12 protein-coding genes are annotated in these 16,623 nt (G+C 66.9%); all 12 read right to left on the bottom strand.

Translation table 11 applies throughout. From position 1 onward, the window contains the following. Nucleotides 1-50: 50 nt before the first annotated feature. From RT551_RS08625 to RT551_RS08570, 12 genes are read right to left on the bottom strand one after another with little or no spacing between them, the layout of a single operon-like run. Nucleotides 51-1,625, bottom strand: coding sequence for a DUF5597 domain-containing protein (locus RT551_RS08625; RefSeq protein ID WP_313457612.1), 1,575 nt, complete (start codon nucleotides 1,623-1,625; stop codon nucleotides 51-53). Nucleotides 1,626-1,654: 29 nt separating this feature from the next. Continuing rightward, complete coding sequence (locus RT551_RS08620) at nucleotides 1,655-3,931, bottom strand: DPP IV N-terminal domain-containing protein (RefSeq protein WP_313457610.1); 2,277 nt, start codon at nucleotides 3,929-3,931, stop codon at nucleotides 1,655-1,657. A 28-nt stretch (nucleotides 3,932-3,959) separates the two neighbouring features. Continuing rightward, nucleotides 3,960-5,531, bottom strand: coding sequence for an APC family permease (locus tag RT551_RS08615; protein ID WP_313457529.1), 1,572 nt, complete (start codon nucleotides 5,529-5,531; stop codon nucleotides 3,960-3,962). A gap of 51 nt (nucleotides 5,532-5,582) precedes the next feature. Then, nucleotides 5,583-7,358 carry a DUF885 family protein gene (locus RT551_RS08610; RefSeq protein ID WP_313457526.1) on the bottom strand — a complete coding sequence of 592 codons (1,776 nt, stop codon included), beginning with the start codon at nucleotides 7,356-7,358 and terminating at the stop codon, nucleotides 5,583-5,585. Then, nucleotides 7,355-9,163, bottom strand: coding sequence for a DUF885 family protein (locus RT551_RS08605; protein ID WP_313457523.1), 1,809 nt, complete (start codon nucleotides 9,161-9,163; stop codon nucleotides 7,355-7,357). The genes RT551_RS08610 and RT551_RS08605 overlap by 4 nt, the downstream gene beginning before the upstream one ends. A 29-nt stretch (nucleotides 9,164-9,192) precedes the next feature. Continuing rightward, nucleotides 9,193-10,395 (bottom strand): Xaa-Pro peptidase family protein, encoded by a 1,203-nt coding sequence (locus RT551_RS08600; protein WP_313457521.1) that lies wholly within the window; start codon nucleotides 10,393-10,395, stop codon nucleotides 9,193-9,195. After that, entirely contained in the window at nucleotides 10,392-11,984 is a 1,593-nt protein-coding gene (locus RT551_RS08595; RefSeq protein WP_313457518.1) for an aldehyde dehydrogenase family protein, read from the bottom strand. Before RT551_RS08595 ends, RT551_RS08600 begins: the two co-directional genes overlap by 4 nt. A 1-nt stretch (nucleotide 11,985) precedes the next feature. Further along, on the bottom strand, nucleotides 11,986-12,888 hold the full coding sequence (locus RT551_RS08590) for a dihydrodipicolinate synthase family protein (protein ID WP_311191723.1): 903 nt from the start codon (nucleotides 12,886-12,888) through the stop codon (nucleotides 11,986-11,988). After that, nucleotides 12,885-14,195 (bottom strand): FAD-dependent oxidoreductase, encoded by a 1,311-nt coding sequence (locus RT551_RS08585; RefSeq protein WP_313457515.1) that lies wholly within the window; start codon nucleotides 14,193-14,195, stop codon nucleotides 12,885-12,887. Before RT551_RS08585 ends, RT551_RS08590 begins: the two co-directional genes overlap by 4 nt. Beyond that, a complete protein-coding gene (locus RT551_RS08580; RefSeq protein WP_313457512.1) occupies nucleotides 14,188-14,433 on the bottom strand; it encodes a (2Fe-2S)-binding protein in 246 nt (81 codons plus the stop codon). Before RT551_RS08580 ends, RT551_RS08585 begins: the two co-directional genes overlap by 8 nt. Continuing rightward, the gene (locus RT551_RS08575; protein ID WP_313457509.1) at nucleotides 14,430-15,542 is read right to left on the bottom strand and encodes an FAD-dependent oxidoreductase; all 1,113 of its coding nucleotides are present in this window, start codon (nucleotides 15,540-15,542) and stop codon (nucleotides 14,430-14,432) included. The genes RT551_RS08580 and RT551_RS08575 overlap by 4 nt, the downstream gene beginning before the upstream one ends. Beyond that, complete coding sequence (locus tag RT551_RS08570; RefSeq protein ID WP_313457506.1) at nucleotides 15,539-16,495, bottom strand: proline racemase family protein; 957 nt, start codon at nucleotides 16,493-16,495, stop codon at nucleotides 15,539-15,541. The genes RT551_RS08575 and RT551_RS08570 overlap by 4 nt, the downstream gene beginning before the upstream one ends. Nucleotides 16,496-16,623 lie beyond the last annotated feature (128 nt).

Below are 16,623 nucleotides of genomic sequence, written 5' to 3'. Positions count from 1 at the left end.
TTGTTACCGACCGATGACATCGATGCGGCTTTCCGCATAGTTTCGCGTACTCAATAGGTCCCGACCGTTACCCGCAGCACCGGCGGATCCTCGCGCACGAAGTTGAGGCCATAGTCGGTCTGGTCACCGTTGAGCAGCCGTTCGAACTGCCATTGGCCGTCCACATAGCGGCCCTGCTCCACCCGCAGCAGCTGCCCATGCAACGCATCCTTGGCAACCCGCACGAACTCAGCGCGGGCGGAAAAGCCGGTCAACAGGAACTGATCTTTGGCGGTCTGCGCCACCAGCAAGCGGCCGCCGTGGTCGGCGTTGCCGGGCAGGATCGGATCGGCATCGCCCCAGTACGGCGCGCCGTAGGACACGCGCACCTCCCAGTCGCCGAAGTGCAGGCTGCGCTTCGGTTGACCCGGTTGCTCGGCCACGGCTTGGAGCCGGCCCTCGTACGCCGCCTTCGCAATGATTCGCTGCAGCGGTGCCAGCTGTCCAAAGTTGGCGGCATGCGCCGTGGTTGCCGCACGCTTCTCCGGTGAATCCAGCCCGTCCATGCCGAACACCGAGAAGCCGATCCCGCCCTGCCCCAGCACGTGGAACAGATAAGGCGCGGTGCCCGGCTCAAAGCCGGTCTCCGACACCCAGGCCGGATTGTCCGGACGCGCATACTGGCCGATGACCTTGGTGTATTCGCTGTAGTCGGTGGTGTAGATGTCGGTGCCGATGAAATCGATCGACGGCGTGGCCGCGCGCCACAGGTCGAACACATTGACCGTGGCCCCGCCGGAGGGGTAGTCCACGCCCGGGTAGCGTTTGCCTTTGTAGCGCAGCCAGGTGTTCACATACATCGGCATGTCGTAGGCACGCTTGCCGGCGGCCGCCACCTGTTCGATGTAGTGAGCGGTGGCATAGGCGTTGAAGGCTTCATCTGCCTCCGGCCCGAACACCTCGCGCCAGGTGCCGGCCGGCTTTCCCAGGCGCGTGGTGATGGCCGTCGGTACCGGCTGGGCAAACGCGGCATTGGCCGCAGCCCCGTGGTCACGCACCGCACCGATCGCGCCCGGCTCATTCTCCACCTGGACCAGAATCACGGTATGGCGCTGGCCATCGACCTTGCGCAGATGCTGCATCAACGCAGCGAACGCGCGCGCATCCGCCTCGACATTCGCACTGGCGTGCGGCGACAGCACATCCACCGGTTCGCCGCGCTCGTCCAGGGTGCGTGGGTAGGTCACCGCATCACGCTTGATCCACTCGGGCACGTAATGCATCTGCCCGTTCTTCCAGCTGCCGAACCACAGCAGGGCCACCCGCAGGTTGCGGCGGCGGGCCTGCTCGATCAGCGCGTCGACATTGGTGGTGTCGTACTGCCCCGGTGCCGGTTCGAACTGCTCCCAGTAGATCGGGGCCTCGACGGTGTTGGCGTTCAACGCCACCACCTGGTCCAGCGCTCCCGTCAACACCGCTGGCCAGGCGCTGGAGTTGTGTAGTTGCGCCGCCAGCACGGTGTACGGTTCACCATCGACCAGCAACGCATGCCGACCGTTCTCGGTCACAAAGCGCGGCATCTGTTCGGCTGCGAACGCAGGCAGGCTCAGGCATGCCAGCAACAGGCCAGTCACGCTGAACGCCATGGCGCGGCGCGGGGAAGTTCCGGAGACGGTCATGGCTGTGCGTCCTCTTCTGCATTCCAGCGCGGCGTCGGCGCGCGCATCAGATGGCGCACGAAAAAATCGAACTGGCGTCGGGTGACGTAGTCGATGGGCCCGGTGGAGCGGCCCACCGAGTGCTCGCCGTTGGGAACATTCAAGAGATCGAAGTCCTTGCCGGCCTTGATCAGTGCATCGACGACCTGTGCGGTCGAGGCCGGATCGACGTTGCTGTCCTGTTCGCCCACCACCAACAGCAGGTCGCCACGCAGCCTGGCCGCATGGGTCACACCGGAGGCACGCGCGTAGCTGGCGTCCACCGGCCAGCCCATCCACTGCTCGTTCCAGCTGATCTTGTCCATGCGGTTGTCGAAGCAACCGGCCAAGGCCACCCCCACGGTGTACACCTCGGGGTGCCGTTCCAGCGCGCCCAGCGTGCTCTGGCCGCCCGCTGATGCGCCATAGATGCCCACGCCGCCGGAAATGTCGTAGGACCGATCCTTGGCCGCCAGCGCCTTGTGCCAGGCGATGCGGTCGGGGAAGCCGGAGTCGCCCAGGCTTTTCCAGGCTACGTCATGGAAGGCCTTGGAGCGGTGCGCGGTGCCCATGCCGTCGATCTGCACGACGATGAAGCCGAGGTCGGCCAGTGCCTGCATGCCGATCTGCTTGTCACCACCGGAGTGGTAGCCGAACGGCCAGAACGTCTTGGGCACGAAGGCATCGTGGGGGCCGGCATAGATGTTCTCCACCACCGGGTAGCGCCGCTTGGGGTCGTAATCACGGGGGCGCACCACCATGCCCCAGATGTCGGTGCTGCCGTCGCGTCCTTTGGCCACGAAGGTTTCCGGTGCCTTCCAGCCGGCGACGAGCAGCCGCGAGATATCGCCACGTGCCAGCTCACGGACCGGGGTGCCGTCGATGCGGTGCAGCGACGCGACCGGAGCCATGTCCGGGCGCGAATACACATCGATGTAGAAGCGCCCGTCCGGGGAGATGGACACATCGTGATCGGCGCGGGCTTGGGTCAGGCGGGTCAGGTTGCGGCCGTCGAAGTCCACGCTGAACAGATGCCGCTGGTACGGGTCCTGGCCCGCGTCCATGCCGCTGGCACTGAACCAGATGCGGCGCTGGGCATCGTCAACATGCAGTACATCGCGCACCACCCAGTCGCCCTGGGTGATCTGCTTTCGCACGCTGCCGTCCGTGCCATCGATCAGGTAGAGATGCCGCCAACCGTCGCGCTCGGAGATCCAGAGCAGCTCTCTGCCCTGCCCGCCAACGTCGTGCAGGAAGGTGCGATCGGCATACACAAAGGTGTCGGCCTTCTCTTCAACGGCCGCGTGCGCCTTGCCGGTGCCCGCGTCAACCGCGACCACCCGCACGGTCTGGAAGCCGCGCGCCACGTACTCCATGCTGAAGCTGCCACTGTCGCTGCGCCATTGAATGGGCGACATCGAATACGGGTTGGACAGCAACGGGGTATCGATGATCTTGCGGTTTCCCGCCACGTCGAACAGGACCGGCTGCTCGATGTCCACCGCATCACCGGGCTTGGGATACAGCTGGGTCTGCAGCACGGGCTGCAGCTGGCCGGCCGGGGAGCTTTCAACACGGGTCACCAGGCGCGGAAACCCGGGCGTCACCCGGTACAACGCCACATGCCGGGAATCCGGCGACCATGCGATGGTCTCCGGATCGTAGAAGGCATCGCCGCGCCCATCGCGGGTCAGAGGGGTGACCTTGCCGTCGGCCACGTGGCGCAGCACCACGTTGAAGCCGTCGGCATAGGCTTCCCATTGACCGTCCGGCGACCGACGCGGCGCGTTGTCGGCCGGTACACGCAGATCGCGCACCACGCCGAAGCCGCGCGGCCGGCCGGCCCGCGTGACCGGCGCGCAGAGGTAATCGGTCAAGGTGCACCGCCATGCGGCATAGGTGCTGTCCAGCGTGAAGCGGATCGCACCGTTCGGGTTGCCTGCTTCAGCCACGTAGGTGAACTGCGAGAACGGCAGCTTCAACGGTGCCACGTCCTGGCCGCTGGCGGAGGACAGCCCCTGCGCCAGCCGCACCGCGTCGAATGCGGGCTGCAGCTGCGCGCTGTCCGGCGTACCGAGCACGAAGGCAAAACCACCTTTCACCGTGTGGCGATAGTAGAAGTGCCCATCGCCGCGCCATTGCGCCGGGAACGCCACGTCGCGGGTCAGCCCGCTCCAGGCCTCACGCAGGCCGAGCGAGCGGCGATAGTCATCAACACCCGGAGCGGCCGACACCGTGGCACTTGCCCACGCCATGCACACCAGCGCCAGCCCCCGATACCCCTTATTCCCCATCGTCTTCGTCCAGTTTCAGTTCGCTCGGGGTCAAGCCGCTGCGGGCACCCCATTGATAGATGAAAAAGCCAATGACCGCGACGCTTGCGGTATCCCACGGGTGCGCAATCACGCCGATGCCGCCGAACGTGCCCAGATAGGACACCGCCATCACCAGCACGAAGAATGCGATCAGCCATGCCGAGCTGCGCACCTGCCGCAGCACCCGCACCCGCCGCTCGGCACTGAACAGCTGCGAGACCACATACACCACGTAGATCCCGACCTGCAGGCCCAGCAGCCACGAGACAGTCTTCCAGGTGGACCAGTACACGATCAACGCGGCAATCATGAACGACAGCGGTCCCAGTACCGCCAGGCCGCGTACCTTGAACGGGCGCTCGAGATCGGGCGCACTGCGGCGCAGGGCCGCCACCGTGACCGGGGCGATGGCGTAGCTCAGCACCAGCGCTGCCGAGACCACGCCGATCAGCGTTTCCCACGACGGGAACGGCAGGGTCCAGAACACCGAAAGCCCAAAACTCAACCACAGCGCCGTGCGCGGAATGCCTGATTTCGCATCCACCTTGGTCAGCGCCGGAAAGAACCCGCTGCCGCGTGCCCAGCCGTACACCACGCGCGGCGTGGCATTCATGTAGATGTTGCCGGTGCCGCTGGGCGACACCACCGCATCGGCCACCACCAGCGTGGCCAGCCACCCCATGCCCAGCGCCAGCGCGATGTCGCGGTAAGGCAGCGAATACAGCTTGTCCATGCCGGCCCAGCCATTGGCCAGCACGTCGCCCGGCACCGCGCCGAGGAAGGACACCTGCAGCAGCACGTAGATCACCGTGGACAACGCCACCGACAGGATCAGCGCGAACGGAATGGTGCGCTGGGGGTTACGCACCTCGCTGGCAACCGAAACGATGGGGGTCAGCCCGAGGTAGGCGAAGATGATGCCGCCAGCGGAGATCGCCGCTTCCACACCGGCCATGCCCGAGGGCGCGAAGCCCTGGCTGGTGAGGTTGTCCGGGTTGAAGTGCGCAAGCAGCAGCACGATCACCAGCAGGGGCACCAGGAACTTGAACACGCTGATGATGTTGTTGGCCCGCGCGAAGGTCTTCACGCTGAAGTAGTTCAGCAGGAAGAACACCACCAGCAGCGCGAACTGCAGCAGCCAGCCCAGCAGCGTCGGATGCGTGCTGTTGGGCTGGGTGAGCGACGGGAACCACGCCGCTGCATACTGCCGGCAGGCCTCCACCTCGATGGCGATCAGACTGGAAAACGCGATCAGGGTGATGAAACCGGTCAGCCAGCCCAGCAGTGTGCCATGCGAGTATTCCGGGTAGCGCACCACACCGCCCGCGCGCGGCAGCGCCGCACCCAGCTCGCAGTACACCAGGCCCAGCAGGAACACCGCAATGCCGCCAATGATCCAGGACAGGATGCCGGCCGGCCCGGCAATCGAAGACACGTGGCTGGCGGCGAACAACCAGCCTGAGCCGAAGATCGAGCCGAGGCCAATGAAGGTGAGATCGGTCAGGCTCAGGCGCTTGTGGAACTTTCCTGCAGGTGCCATGGGGTTCCCCGGTTGGTGCATGAAATGCAAGCAGAAGTGGTGCGAGTGGCCTCAGTGTTTCGTGTCGCTCCACGGCGATGCGCCGCCTTCGGCGATGAAGCGGTCGATCCTCGCCTCCAGCACCGGCAACGGCACCGAGCCCAGCGACAGCACTGCATCGTGGAAGTTGCGGATGTCGAACTTCGCACCCAGTGCGGCTTCGGCCTTGCGACGCAGCTTCAGGATTTCCAGCTCGCCCAGGTAGTACGACAGCGCCTGGCCCGGCCACGCGATGTAGCGGTCCACTTCGGTTGTGATCTCGTGCTCGCTCAGCGCGGCGTTGTCGCGCAGGTACGCCAGTGCCTGCTCACGGGTCCAGCCCTGGCTGTGCACACCGGTGTCGATCACCAGCCGTGCCGCGCGCCACATCTGGTAGGTCAGGTAGCCGAAGCGCTCGTAGGGCGTGGTGTACATGCCCATCTCAAGACCCAGGTACTCGCAGTACAGTGCCCAGCCTTCGCCGTAGGCAGAGATGTAGGTATAGCGACGGAAGTCAGGCAGCTGCGTGTCCTCGGCGGCCAGCGACATCTGCAGCGAGTGACCGGGGGAAGATTCATGCAGGGTCAGCGCCGGCAGCACGTAGAGCGGCCGCGACGGCAGGTTGTAGGTGTTCAGCCAGTAGGTGTCCAGACCGCCACGCCCACCGGTGTAGAACGGCGCGAGGTCATCCGGCACCGGCTTGATGGTGAAGCGCTGGCGCGGCACCCGGCCGAAATAGCGGCCGAGGTTGCCATCCATGGTCTTGGAGATCCAGGCCGCGCGGTCGAGCAGCTCCTGCGGGGTCTTCGCGTAGAACTGCGGATCGGTGCGCAGGAAAGTCAGGAAGTCGGCGAAGCTGCCCTTGTAGCCTACTTCGTCCATCACCTCCTGCATCTCGCGGCGCAGGCGGGCGACCTCGTCCAGGCCGATCTGGTGGATCTGCGCGGGGTCCATGTCGCGGGTGACGAACTCACGGATCTGCGCACGGTAGTAGGCCTTGCCATCAGGCAATGCTTCGCCGGCCAGCGTGGTGCGGGCCTGGGGCAGGTATTCCTTGCGCATGAAGTGCAGCAGCTTTTCGTAGGCGGGTATCACACTGGCGTCGATGGCGGCCAGCGCCTGCTGACGCAGCTCCGCCTGCTGCGCGGCCGGAATGCTGGCCGGCATCTGCTTGAACGGGGTGTAGAACAGGTTGGTCTCGCCCTTGGCCTCGGCCACATCGGCGATGGACTGGTCGCGTCCGGTCAACGTCACCCGCGGCTGGCTGAAGCCACGCGCAAGACCGGCCTGCATGTTGCGGGTCTGGTCGTCGAAGTAGCGCGGAATGTCGGCCAGCTGGGCCAGGTAGCGGCGATAGTCGTCGGCGCTGTGGAACGTACCCCGCGCAGTGAAACCAAGGTTGGTCCAGAACGCGGTGTCGCTGTTGAACGGCATCTCCCAGGCGCGGTAGCGCTGCTGGTCCAGCAGCACCTCGATCTGCTGCTGATAGACCTGGTAGTTCACCTGGTCAGTCGGCGACAGCTGCGCCTGCGGCACGGCCTTCAGCTCCTTCAGCACCTGCGTCCAGTACGCGGTGCGCTGGTCCTGCGTGGCCGGGTCCACCTTGGGCAGGTGGTCGGCCGGACGGCTGCCGCCGTTTTCATCATCGCCCCCTGCATTCTGCTGCGACCGCCAGGTCCATTCACGCGTGTACAGCGCCTTGAAACGCGCACCGGCATCGGTATCGGCGGCAGACGCGACGGGGTTGAGCAAACCGGAGGCACTGATTCCGAGCATGAGGGCAAGAGAAAGCGGGGAACGCAGGTTCATGGAGTCTCCTTGGTCTGGGCGATCCAGGCCTCGATGCGGGCGTTGAGCAGGTCCAGCGGCATCGCACCACCGCCCAGCACCGCGTCATGGAACGCGCGGATGTCGAAGCGATCACCCAGTTCCTTTTCGGCCTTGGCACGCAGGGCGAGGATGTCGAGCTGGCCGATCTTGTAGCCCAGCGCCTGGCCCGGCCACACGATGTAGCGGTCGGTCTCGGCCTGGATGCTGGGTTCGTCGTCGGACGGATGGGCGTGGAAGAAGTCCACCATCTGCTGGCGCGTCCAGCGCTTGTAGTGCACGCCAGTGTCGAGCACCAGGCGGTTGGCGCGCAGCAGTTCGCCGGCCAGGTGACCGTAGCGGCTGTACGGGTCTTTGAAGAAACCGACCTCGCCGGCCAGTCGTTCGGCATACAGCGCCCAGCCTTCAATGAAGGCGTTGTAGCTGGCCTGCTGACGGAACGGCGGCAGCGGCAGCGTCTGCGACAGCGAGATCTGCAGGTGATGCCCTGGCACGCCTTCGTGGTACGCGGTGGTTTCGATGTTCACCAGGGTGCGTTCGGTGGCATCGTTGGCGTTGACCATCACGATCGCCGGCTTGGTGCCCTCCGGATTGCTCTGCCAGTATTCCGCGCCGGGTGCCTCACGACGGAATGCCGGCATGCCCTGCACCACCAGCGGCGTCTTCGGCAGATGGCCGAACAGCTTGGGCAGCTCCGGCTCCATGTCGGCGATGTAGCCACGGTACAAGGCCAGAATCTGCTCGCTTGAAGTGGCGAAGTGACGCTTGTCGGTGGCCACCGCTTTGCGGAAGCTGGCCAGATCGGCGAAGCCCTGCTCCTTCGCGATCCGGGTCATCTCGCCTTCGATCCGGGCCACTTCGGCCAGGCCGATCTGGTGGATCTCTTCCGGCGTCTTGTCCGTGGTGGTCTGGGTCCGCACGGCGAACTGGTAGCGCTTGTCGCCATCCGGCAGCGACCAGATCCCTTCGCGCGCCCGGCCCTGCGCGGCGTATTCGTCTTTCACGAAGGCGGCCAGCTTCGTGTAGGCCGGTCGCACCTGTTCGTCGATGGCGGCGATCAGCTGCTTGCGGATTTCCGCCCGCTGCGCCGGATCCGTCACCGCGGTGTCCAGCTTTTTCAGCGGCGACGCGAACGCGCTGTCCGCGCCTGACGGTTCGGCAATCCGCGCGATCTGCGCCGGCAGCTTCTCCAGCAGGTAGCGCGGCTGCACCAGGCCATCCTTCGCCCCCTGTCGCGAAACCTCGACGATCTGGTCAAGCAACGCCGGAATGGCATTCAGGCGCGCGATGTAGTCCTGGTAGTCCTTGGCATTCTCGAATGGAAACGCATCGCCCATGCCGGCCAGCGACAGCTGGATGCCGCCGACCGGCTCCAGCGGCATCTCATGCGTTTTCAGATCGATTGACGTCAACCTGTCACGCAACTGGTGCAGCATCATCTGCAGGCTCAGCTGGCGCTGCTCGTCCAGGGCCTTGGCATCCACCGCCTCGAAGCGCGTGAGCAGATCCGCCGTGGCCGCACGATCCGCCGCGACCGCCGCCAGGCTGTAGTCGGTCCAGCGGTCGTTGTAGCGCTTGTCGCCGATGATGCTGGCGAACTCCGGACTATGTGCCAGCTGGTACTGCCACTGCTCGTCCAGCAGCGCATCGAAGCCCTGTGCGGCAGTCGCCTGGGTTGCCGCGCCTGCCGATGCATCGGCAGCGCCCGGCGTAGGCGTGGACGGCGAGCAGGCCGTGAACAGCGCTGCGGCAAGCACGCCGATGACAAGGGGACGGAACGGGGCCATGCGCTTACTCCGGTAGGGGCGTGATGTCCTCAGGCGAACGGGCGGTCAATCGTCGGCGACGGCGGCGTGAACCACTGCGCGCCGCTTTCGGTCACGTAGAAATGGTCTTCCAGGCGCACACCGAACGCACCCGGGACCACGATCATCGGTTCGTTGCTGCAGCACATGCCCGGCTGCAGGACGGTGTCGTTGCCGCGTACCAGGTACGGGGCTTCGTGGATGGCCAGACCACAACCATGGCCGGTGCGGTGCGGCAACCCGGGCAGACGGTAGTCGGGGCCCAGCCCAGCGGCTTCCAGCACCGCGCGCGCTGCCGCGTCGACCGAGGCACAGGTGACGCCGGGACGCACTGCTTTGAACGCCGCTGCCTGTGCAGCGTGTTCGATATCCCAGATGCGCCGTTGCTCATCGCTGGGCTCACCGAAGATCCAGGTCCGGGTGATATCGGAGTGGTAGCCCTGCACCGTGCATCCGGTATCGATCAGCACCAGCTGGCCGGGCATCAGATGCTGCACACCGGGAATGCCATGCGGGAACGCGGTGGCATGACCGAACTGCACGATGCAGAAGGTGGATCCGTTGTCGGCCCCGAGGGCACGATGCGCCTGGTCGATGAAGCGCACCAGCTCATCGGTACCGATGCCTTCCCGTGCAATGCCCGCGGCGAGGCGGTGCACGTGCAGGGTCATGTCGCAGGCCTGCTGCATCAACGCCAGCTCCGCCGGCGACTTGCACATGCGGCAGCCGTCGATGATTGCCGTGGCGTCACGGATGTTGGTCGCCGCAAGGTGCACGGTCAGACCCGTGTGCACGCCGAAGGCGATGCCCGGGTCCAGCGCCAGCGTGCGCGCACCGCGATCGGCCATCAACCCGGCCACCAACGCGTGCGGGTCCTCGTGCTCCTCCCACAGGCGCTTGTCCGCCGGGATCTTCAGCACCGCGTCCAGCGAGCCTTCCTCGAACACCGGGCAGACCAGCAGCGGCTCGCCTTCGCGGGTAAGCAGCAGGCCCACCAGCCGTTCGGTCGCGCCCCAGGGCACGCCGGCGAAGTAGCGCAGCGACGTGCCGGCACCCACCAGCAGCGCGTCCACGCCCTGCGCCTGCATCAGTGCACGGGCATGGGCGATGCGCGCCTGGTATTCCTCGGCTGCGATGGCCGGGGCACGGTCTTCCCATGGCTTGAGCTGGGCCTGGGCGTCGGCCAGCGTGAGTCCGCCGATCTGAGCGCTCACGAGGCAGCCCCCACGTCGGAAACGCCAGTCACGCCGTCAATCGTGCGCTGCACGTTGCCCGGATTGCGGTCGCGCAGTTCCACCGGCAGCAGCACATCGGGCACCGCGTCGTAACTGTGCAGCGCCGCGAAACGTTGGATCGCCGCCGGCATGCCCACCGAGGTGAAGCCCGGATGGCCGGTACTCGGGAACGGACCGCCATGGTTCTGTGCCGCGCTTACCGCCACACCGGTCGGCATACGTGAATTGATCAGGCGTCCCACGCGTGCGCGCAGCACCGGGGCGATGCGTTGCCAGGCGGCATCGTCGCTGCCGTCAGCAGCGCGGTACAGCGTACCGGTGAGGTTGCCTTCGAACGCGGTCGCTACCTGGACCATGGCTTCCACATCCGACACCCGCACCAGCAGGCTGACCGGACCGAAGGCTTCGGTCTGCAGCGCCTGCGGCTGTGCGATGAAGGCACCGGCATCGACGCTCAGCAGGGTCGGCGCATGGCGGAAGCCGCCCTCGCCCACCGCACCGCCGGCCAGCAGTTCGGCACCGGCCGCGCGCAGCGTCGCAATGCCCTGGGTGAGGTGATCCAGGCCTCCCTGCGAGAACAGCACCATCGGTGCCGCTGCTGCGAAGTGGGCCGTAGCTGCGGCGACAAACGCATCGCCTTCGGCGCCGTGCGGCACGACGACCACGCCGGGATTGGTACAGAACTGCCCACTGCCCAGCGTGCACGACGCAAAGAATTCCTGGGCCAGTGCTTCCCCGCGCTCGGCCAGGACGCCCGGCAGCATGAAGACCGGGTTGACGCTGGAGAGCTCGGCATAGAACGGAATGCCTGCGGCGTCGGCCGCTGCCTTCAATGCAAGACCGCCACCGCGACTGCCGGTGAAGCCGATTGCACCCAGGCGTGCATCGCCGGCCAGTTTCAGTCCCAGCGCGTTGTCGAACTGATACAGCAGCTGCACCGCCGCCGCCGGCAGGCCGGCTGCCAGCAGCGCGGTGTGCGCCAACTGTGCCATGCGCTGGCTGGTGGCCGGATGCAACGGATGCGCCTTGGCGATGACCGGATTGCGCGCGGCAATGGCCGAGGCGAAATCACTACCCGCGATGGCATTGAAGGCAAATGGGAAATTGTTGGGACCGAACACCAGCACCGGCTTGGACAGCGGTGCCAAGTGCGAGCGCAGCCCGGCCGCCGTATCGATCACCGGCTGGGTCCAGCTGTAGCTGCGCACCGCTGCGGCGGCCTGGCGAAGCTGGCCGCTGGTGCGCGGCAGCTCATTGCCACGCAGTCGCGTCGGAGCCGGCAACGCGGTCTCGGCGTTGGCCAGCGCCACCAGCGTATCGGCGTCGGCATCGAGCGCATCGGCATACGCTTCCAGGAACGCCGCGATGCGCTCGGCCGGTGCCGCCGCCAACTCGGCGGCGACAGCACTGGCCGCAGCAACCGCCGCTTCAATGTCGGCCGCGCCGCTGACGGGGAATGCCGGTCCGATGGCGTCGCCCGTGGTGGGGTCTGCCGCGCGGAAGCTTCCCTCGGATGACAGACTGGCTTGCCAGCGTCCCGCCAGCAGGAGCGGTTCGACGTTGCTCATATCAGGCCTTCTTGGTTGCAATGGCGTGGTCGATGATCTTCAGCGCTTCGGCGCGTTCAGCACCTTCCACCACCAGGCGCGGTGCACGCACGGTCTCGCTGCCCAGGCCGACCTTGGCCTGCACCAGCTTGATCAGCTGCACGAACTTGGGCACGGTGTCCAGGCGCAGCAGCGGCAGGAACCAGTTGTAGAGCTCGGCGGAGGCCGCATAACCGCCATCGCGGGCGAGTTCGAACAGCTTCACCGATTCCACCGGGTATGCATTGACCAGGCCGGCGATCCAGCCTTCGGCCCCCATCGCCAGACCTTCGACGATGGCATCGTCCATGCCGACCAGCAGCACCAGACGGTCGCCCAGCAGTTCCTTGATCGCGGCAAAGCGACGGATCTCTCCGGAGGATTCCTTCACCGCCTGCAGGTTCGGGAACTCGCCGGCCAGCTGCGCGATCTGCGCCGGCAGGATGTCGGTGCGGTACGCCACCGGGTTGTTGTACAGAATGCACGGCAGGTCGGTGGCACCCAGCACGGCACGTGCATGTGCGGCGGCTTCGTGCCAATCGGAGGTGTACACGTAGACCGGCAGCACCATCAGGCCCTTGGCACCGGCTGCCTTCACCGCCTGTGCCAGCTTGACTGCTTCGTCAGTGGACAGCGCGGCAATGCCGGGCACCACCGGTACGCGTGCGCCGACAGCCTTCACCAGCGTGGTGACGATGGCGACCTTCTCGTCGAAGCTCAGTGTGGCTGCTTCACCCAGCGAACCGAGCGGCACGATGGCGGTGGAACCTGCATCCACCAGCTTCACCGCGTGCTCGGCAAGGAACGCGTGGTCGACGCTGCCGTCGGCATTGAACGGGGTGGTGATGGCGGGCAGCACGCCCTTCCAGAAAGAAGCATTGCTCATGGATGGATCCCTTGCGAGTCGTCGGTGAAAGAGTCGGCCAGCGCCGCGAGGCGGACCGGGAACAACGGCGGCCGGCGGCCGCCATCGGTGGAGGATTCAGCGTTGCCAAGACCCAGCTCGGCCAGCGCGGTACCGCAGATGCGGCCCTGACAGGCCCCCATGCCGCAGCGTGAGATCAACTTTGCGTCGCGGCTATCGGTGAAGTCCCGTAGCGCGCCCAAGGGCACGTCTTCGCAGCGACACACCAGGGTGCTGTCCTGGGCCAGCCCATTCACACGGGCATCGAGCGCGAACGTCTGTTGCAGCTGCACCGCGAAGGCGCGCGCGCGCCGCCGGTGGCCCTGCAGTGCAGCGGCTGCGCGCGGTGCGCCGGCCGCCATGTGGCCGGCAATCGCACCTTCAACCACGGCACTGTCGCGGCCGCCGATGCCAAGCGCCTCGCCGGCGGCAAAAATGTTCGGCACGCTGGTGCGCAGCTGCGCATCCACGTCCACCTGAGGGTGTGCACCGGTGTGCGCCAGCCGGCACCCGAGCAGTTGCGCCAGTTCGGTGTTGGGCACCAGACCATAGCCGACCGCCAGCTGATCGCAGGCGATGGTGTAGCGGCCACGCGGTCCTTCGATCTTGACTTCACGCAGGCGCGTATCCCCCAGCGCCGCCACCACCACACTGCCCGCGTGGTAACCGACGCCGGCCAACTGCAGTTGCAGCGCAGCCGCCTGCATTGCCTTGCCCGGCCAGCGCGGCAGCTGCAGCGCGAAGCGCGTCAGCGCACCGCGCGCGGCCTGCTCATGGATGCCGAGTACCTGTGCGCCATGCCGGCGCAACGTGGCCGCACTGGCCAGCAGTAGCGGCCCACTGCCGGCCACCACCACCCGCTTCCCGGCCAGCGGCCAGCCCTGTTTAGCCAGCGCTTGCGCGCCGCCTGCACCGGTGACGCCGGGCAGCGTCCAGCCCGGGAACGGCAGCAGCAGCTCACGTGCGCCGGTAGCCAGCACCAGATGACGATAGTGCAGCTGCCGGGCACCGGCCGGCCCATCAGCCAGCAGCCACCCCGGTTGCGCCAGCGTGACCTGGGTCTGTGCCAGCCATTCGACTTCGCGCGTGCCGAGCACCTCCAGCGCACGTCGGGCGATGCCTGGCACGCCATGGGTCACGTCATGCCGCCACACCTGCCCACCCGCGCGCGGCTGCGCGTCCACGATGCCCACCCGAACACCGTGTGACGCAGCCGCGCGCGCGGCGGCCAATCCCGCCGGGCCTGCACCAACCACCAGAACATCGAAATGAAGCGCGGACTCAGCCATCGGTCAGCACCTCCATACCCTCACGTGCCGGCACCATGCAGGCGCGCAGCTGAGCCACGCCGTCGATCTGCACCCGGCATTCGAAGCACACGCCCATGCCGCACAGCGGCGCGCGCGGCTCTCCACCGCGCGAGGTCCGGAATGCCGTGCCGGCCATCGCCACCGCAACGGCCACGGTCGCGCCCTCGGGCACGGACACGCGTTGCGCATTGACCATCAGGCTCAGCAACGCGCTCATGCCGCCCTCCCGGTAATGGCCCGATCAGGCAGGTACGGCGCGGGATCAATGGCCGGCGTACTCCCCAGCAGACCGTCCACGATCAACCGCGCCGTACCGAGCGCAGTGGTGACACCCAGGCCTTCATGCCCGGCGGCCACCCATATGTTGCGACGCCCCGGCACTGGCCCGATGTAGGGACGGCCGTCCGGCGTGGCCGGGCGCAGCCCGGTCCAGATGCGGATCGCCTGCAGCTCGCGCAGCGCCGGCAGGAACGCAAACGCCTGTGCCAACATCTGCCGCAGCAGCGGCAGCGACACCTCGCGATCGGACACATTGAACTGCCGCGACGAGCCGATCAGGATCTGCCCGGTCGGGCGCGGCTGCACATTGAAGGCCACGCTGGTGTCGGCGTCACCGTGTGCGGAATCGGCGTAGTCCAGTGCCAGCAGCTGGTGATTCACCACGCCCGGGTAGCGGTCGGTGATGACCAGCTGCCCCTTGCGCGGCCGCATCGGCAGTTCCGGCAGCAGCTGTGGCAGGTCCACGCCGTTGGCGACCAGCACCGGGCCGGACAGTGTTACGCCGTCGTCCAGACGCACCCCGTCTGCCGTCAGCGCGACCACGCGGCGACCGGCATACAGTTCGCCGTTCCGCTGGCAGGCCTGATCCACGAGGTAACGCGCCATGCGCGGTGGATACACCACCGCTTCGCGGGCGACGCGCATGCCACCTGCGAGGCCCGCGACGAGGTTCGGTTCCAGCTGATACAACTGCGTGGCATCCACGTATTCGGCGCGCAACCCTGCCGCCGCCAACCGTTCGATCTTGGCAGGCACCGCGGCCAGTTCACGCGCATTGCGGGCCACCCACAAGGTGCCGCAGCGGCTGAATTCTGCCTCTTTCAGCTGCGCATATTGTTCCCACAGTCCCAACGAGAAGGCCGACAACGCCAGTTCTGCCGGATCATCATCCATCGCCACCAGGTGCCCCATCGCCGCCGCCGTCGCGCCGCCGCCAATCGGGCCCGGCTCGACCAGCGCCACGCGCAGGCCCTGCGCCGTTGCCGCTTCGGCGCAGGCCGCACCGACAATGCCGGCACCGACGATGATGAGGTCGTAGGTGTTCATCCCTGCGCGACAGGCTCCGCACCAATGCCCCAGGCGAAAGGATCCGCCGGATCGATCAGCAGCTGCGCGCGTGCGGTGATATGGGCCGTGCCGGTAATACGCGGCGCGATGCCGCGCCCGCTCACCCGGTAGCTGCCTTCAAAGGCGCTGCCCAGAATGCCCTGTTGCACCCAGCGGGCGCCCTCGGCCAGCTTGCCGTCGGCGGCCAGACAGGCCAGCTTGGCGCTGGTGCCAGTACCACAGGGCGAGCGATCGTAGGCCAGCCCCGGACACAACACGAAATTGCGCGCCTGCCCGCTGCCGTCCGGCGCTGGGCCGTTGACTTCAATATGGTCGATCTCGCCACCGTCGGCACCGGTAATGCCAGCGGCCTCCAGCGCCTGGCGGATGGCCTCGGTATAGGCAGTCAGCTCGCGCTGGTTGGCCAGTTCCAGCGTGCAGGGCGACTGGTCGGTGATGTAGAACCAGTTCCCGCCCCAGGCGATGTCACCGCGCACCGTGCCGTGGCCGGCAACCTCGACCTCGACGCCGGCGGCATGCCGGTAGCTTTCCACGTTGTCGACCGAGACGTTGCCGTCCGCGTCCAGCTCGATGCCGACGTTGCCAACCGGCGTTTCAATCAGGTGCTGGCCGGGGCCGATCCGGCCCAGTTCCACCAGCGTGCGGACCAGCCCGATGGTGCCGTGGCCGCACATGCCCAGATAGCCCACGTTGTTGAAGAAGATCACCCCGGCGACCGCTTTCGGGTCGCGGGGCGGCAGCAGCAGCGCGCCGACCATGGTATCCGAGCCCCGGGGTTCGCAGGCAATCGCGCTGCGCCAGTGGTCGAACTCACGGCGGAAGCGTTCGCGTGAGGCGGCAAGGTCGCCCTCGCCCAGGCTGGGGAAGCCGGAAATCACGACCCGGGTCGGTTCGCCGGCGGTGTGGGAGTCGATCACGTCGATGGTGTGCATGGCATCGATGCTCCCACCCAGGCTGTCCCGACGACTAGCGCGGAATGGCGGTGGCAAATGCGGAAATCTGCACAATGCCGGAATGCCGCAGTGGCCATGCTTTGCGCTAGGATCGGACCTACGTGCCC

Source organism: Stenotrophomonas sp. (assembly GCF_032103445.1).
In the GTDB taxonomy this organism is placed as follows: domain Bacteria; phylum Pseudomonadota; class Gammaproteobacteria; order Xanthomonadales; family Xanthomonadaceae; genus Stenotrophomonas.
This window is presented reverse-complemented; position numbering and strand designations above follow the sequence as displayed.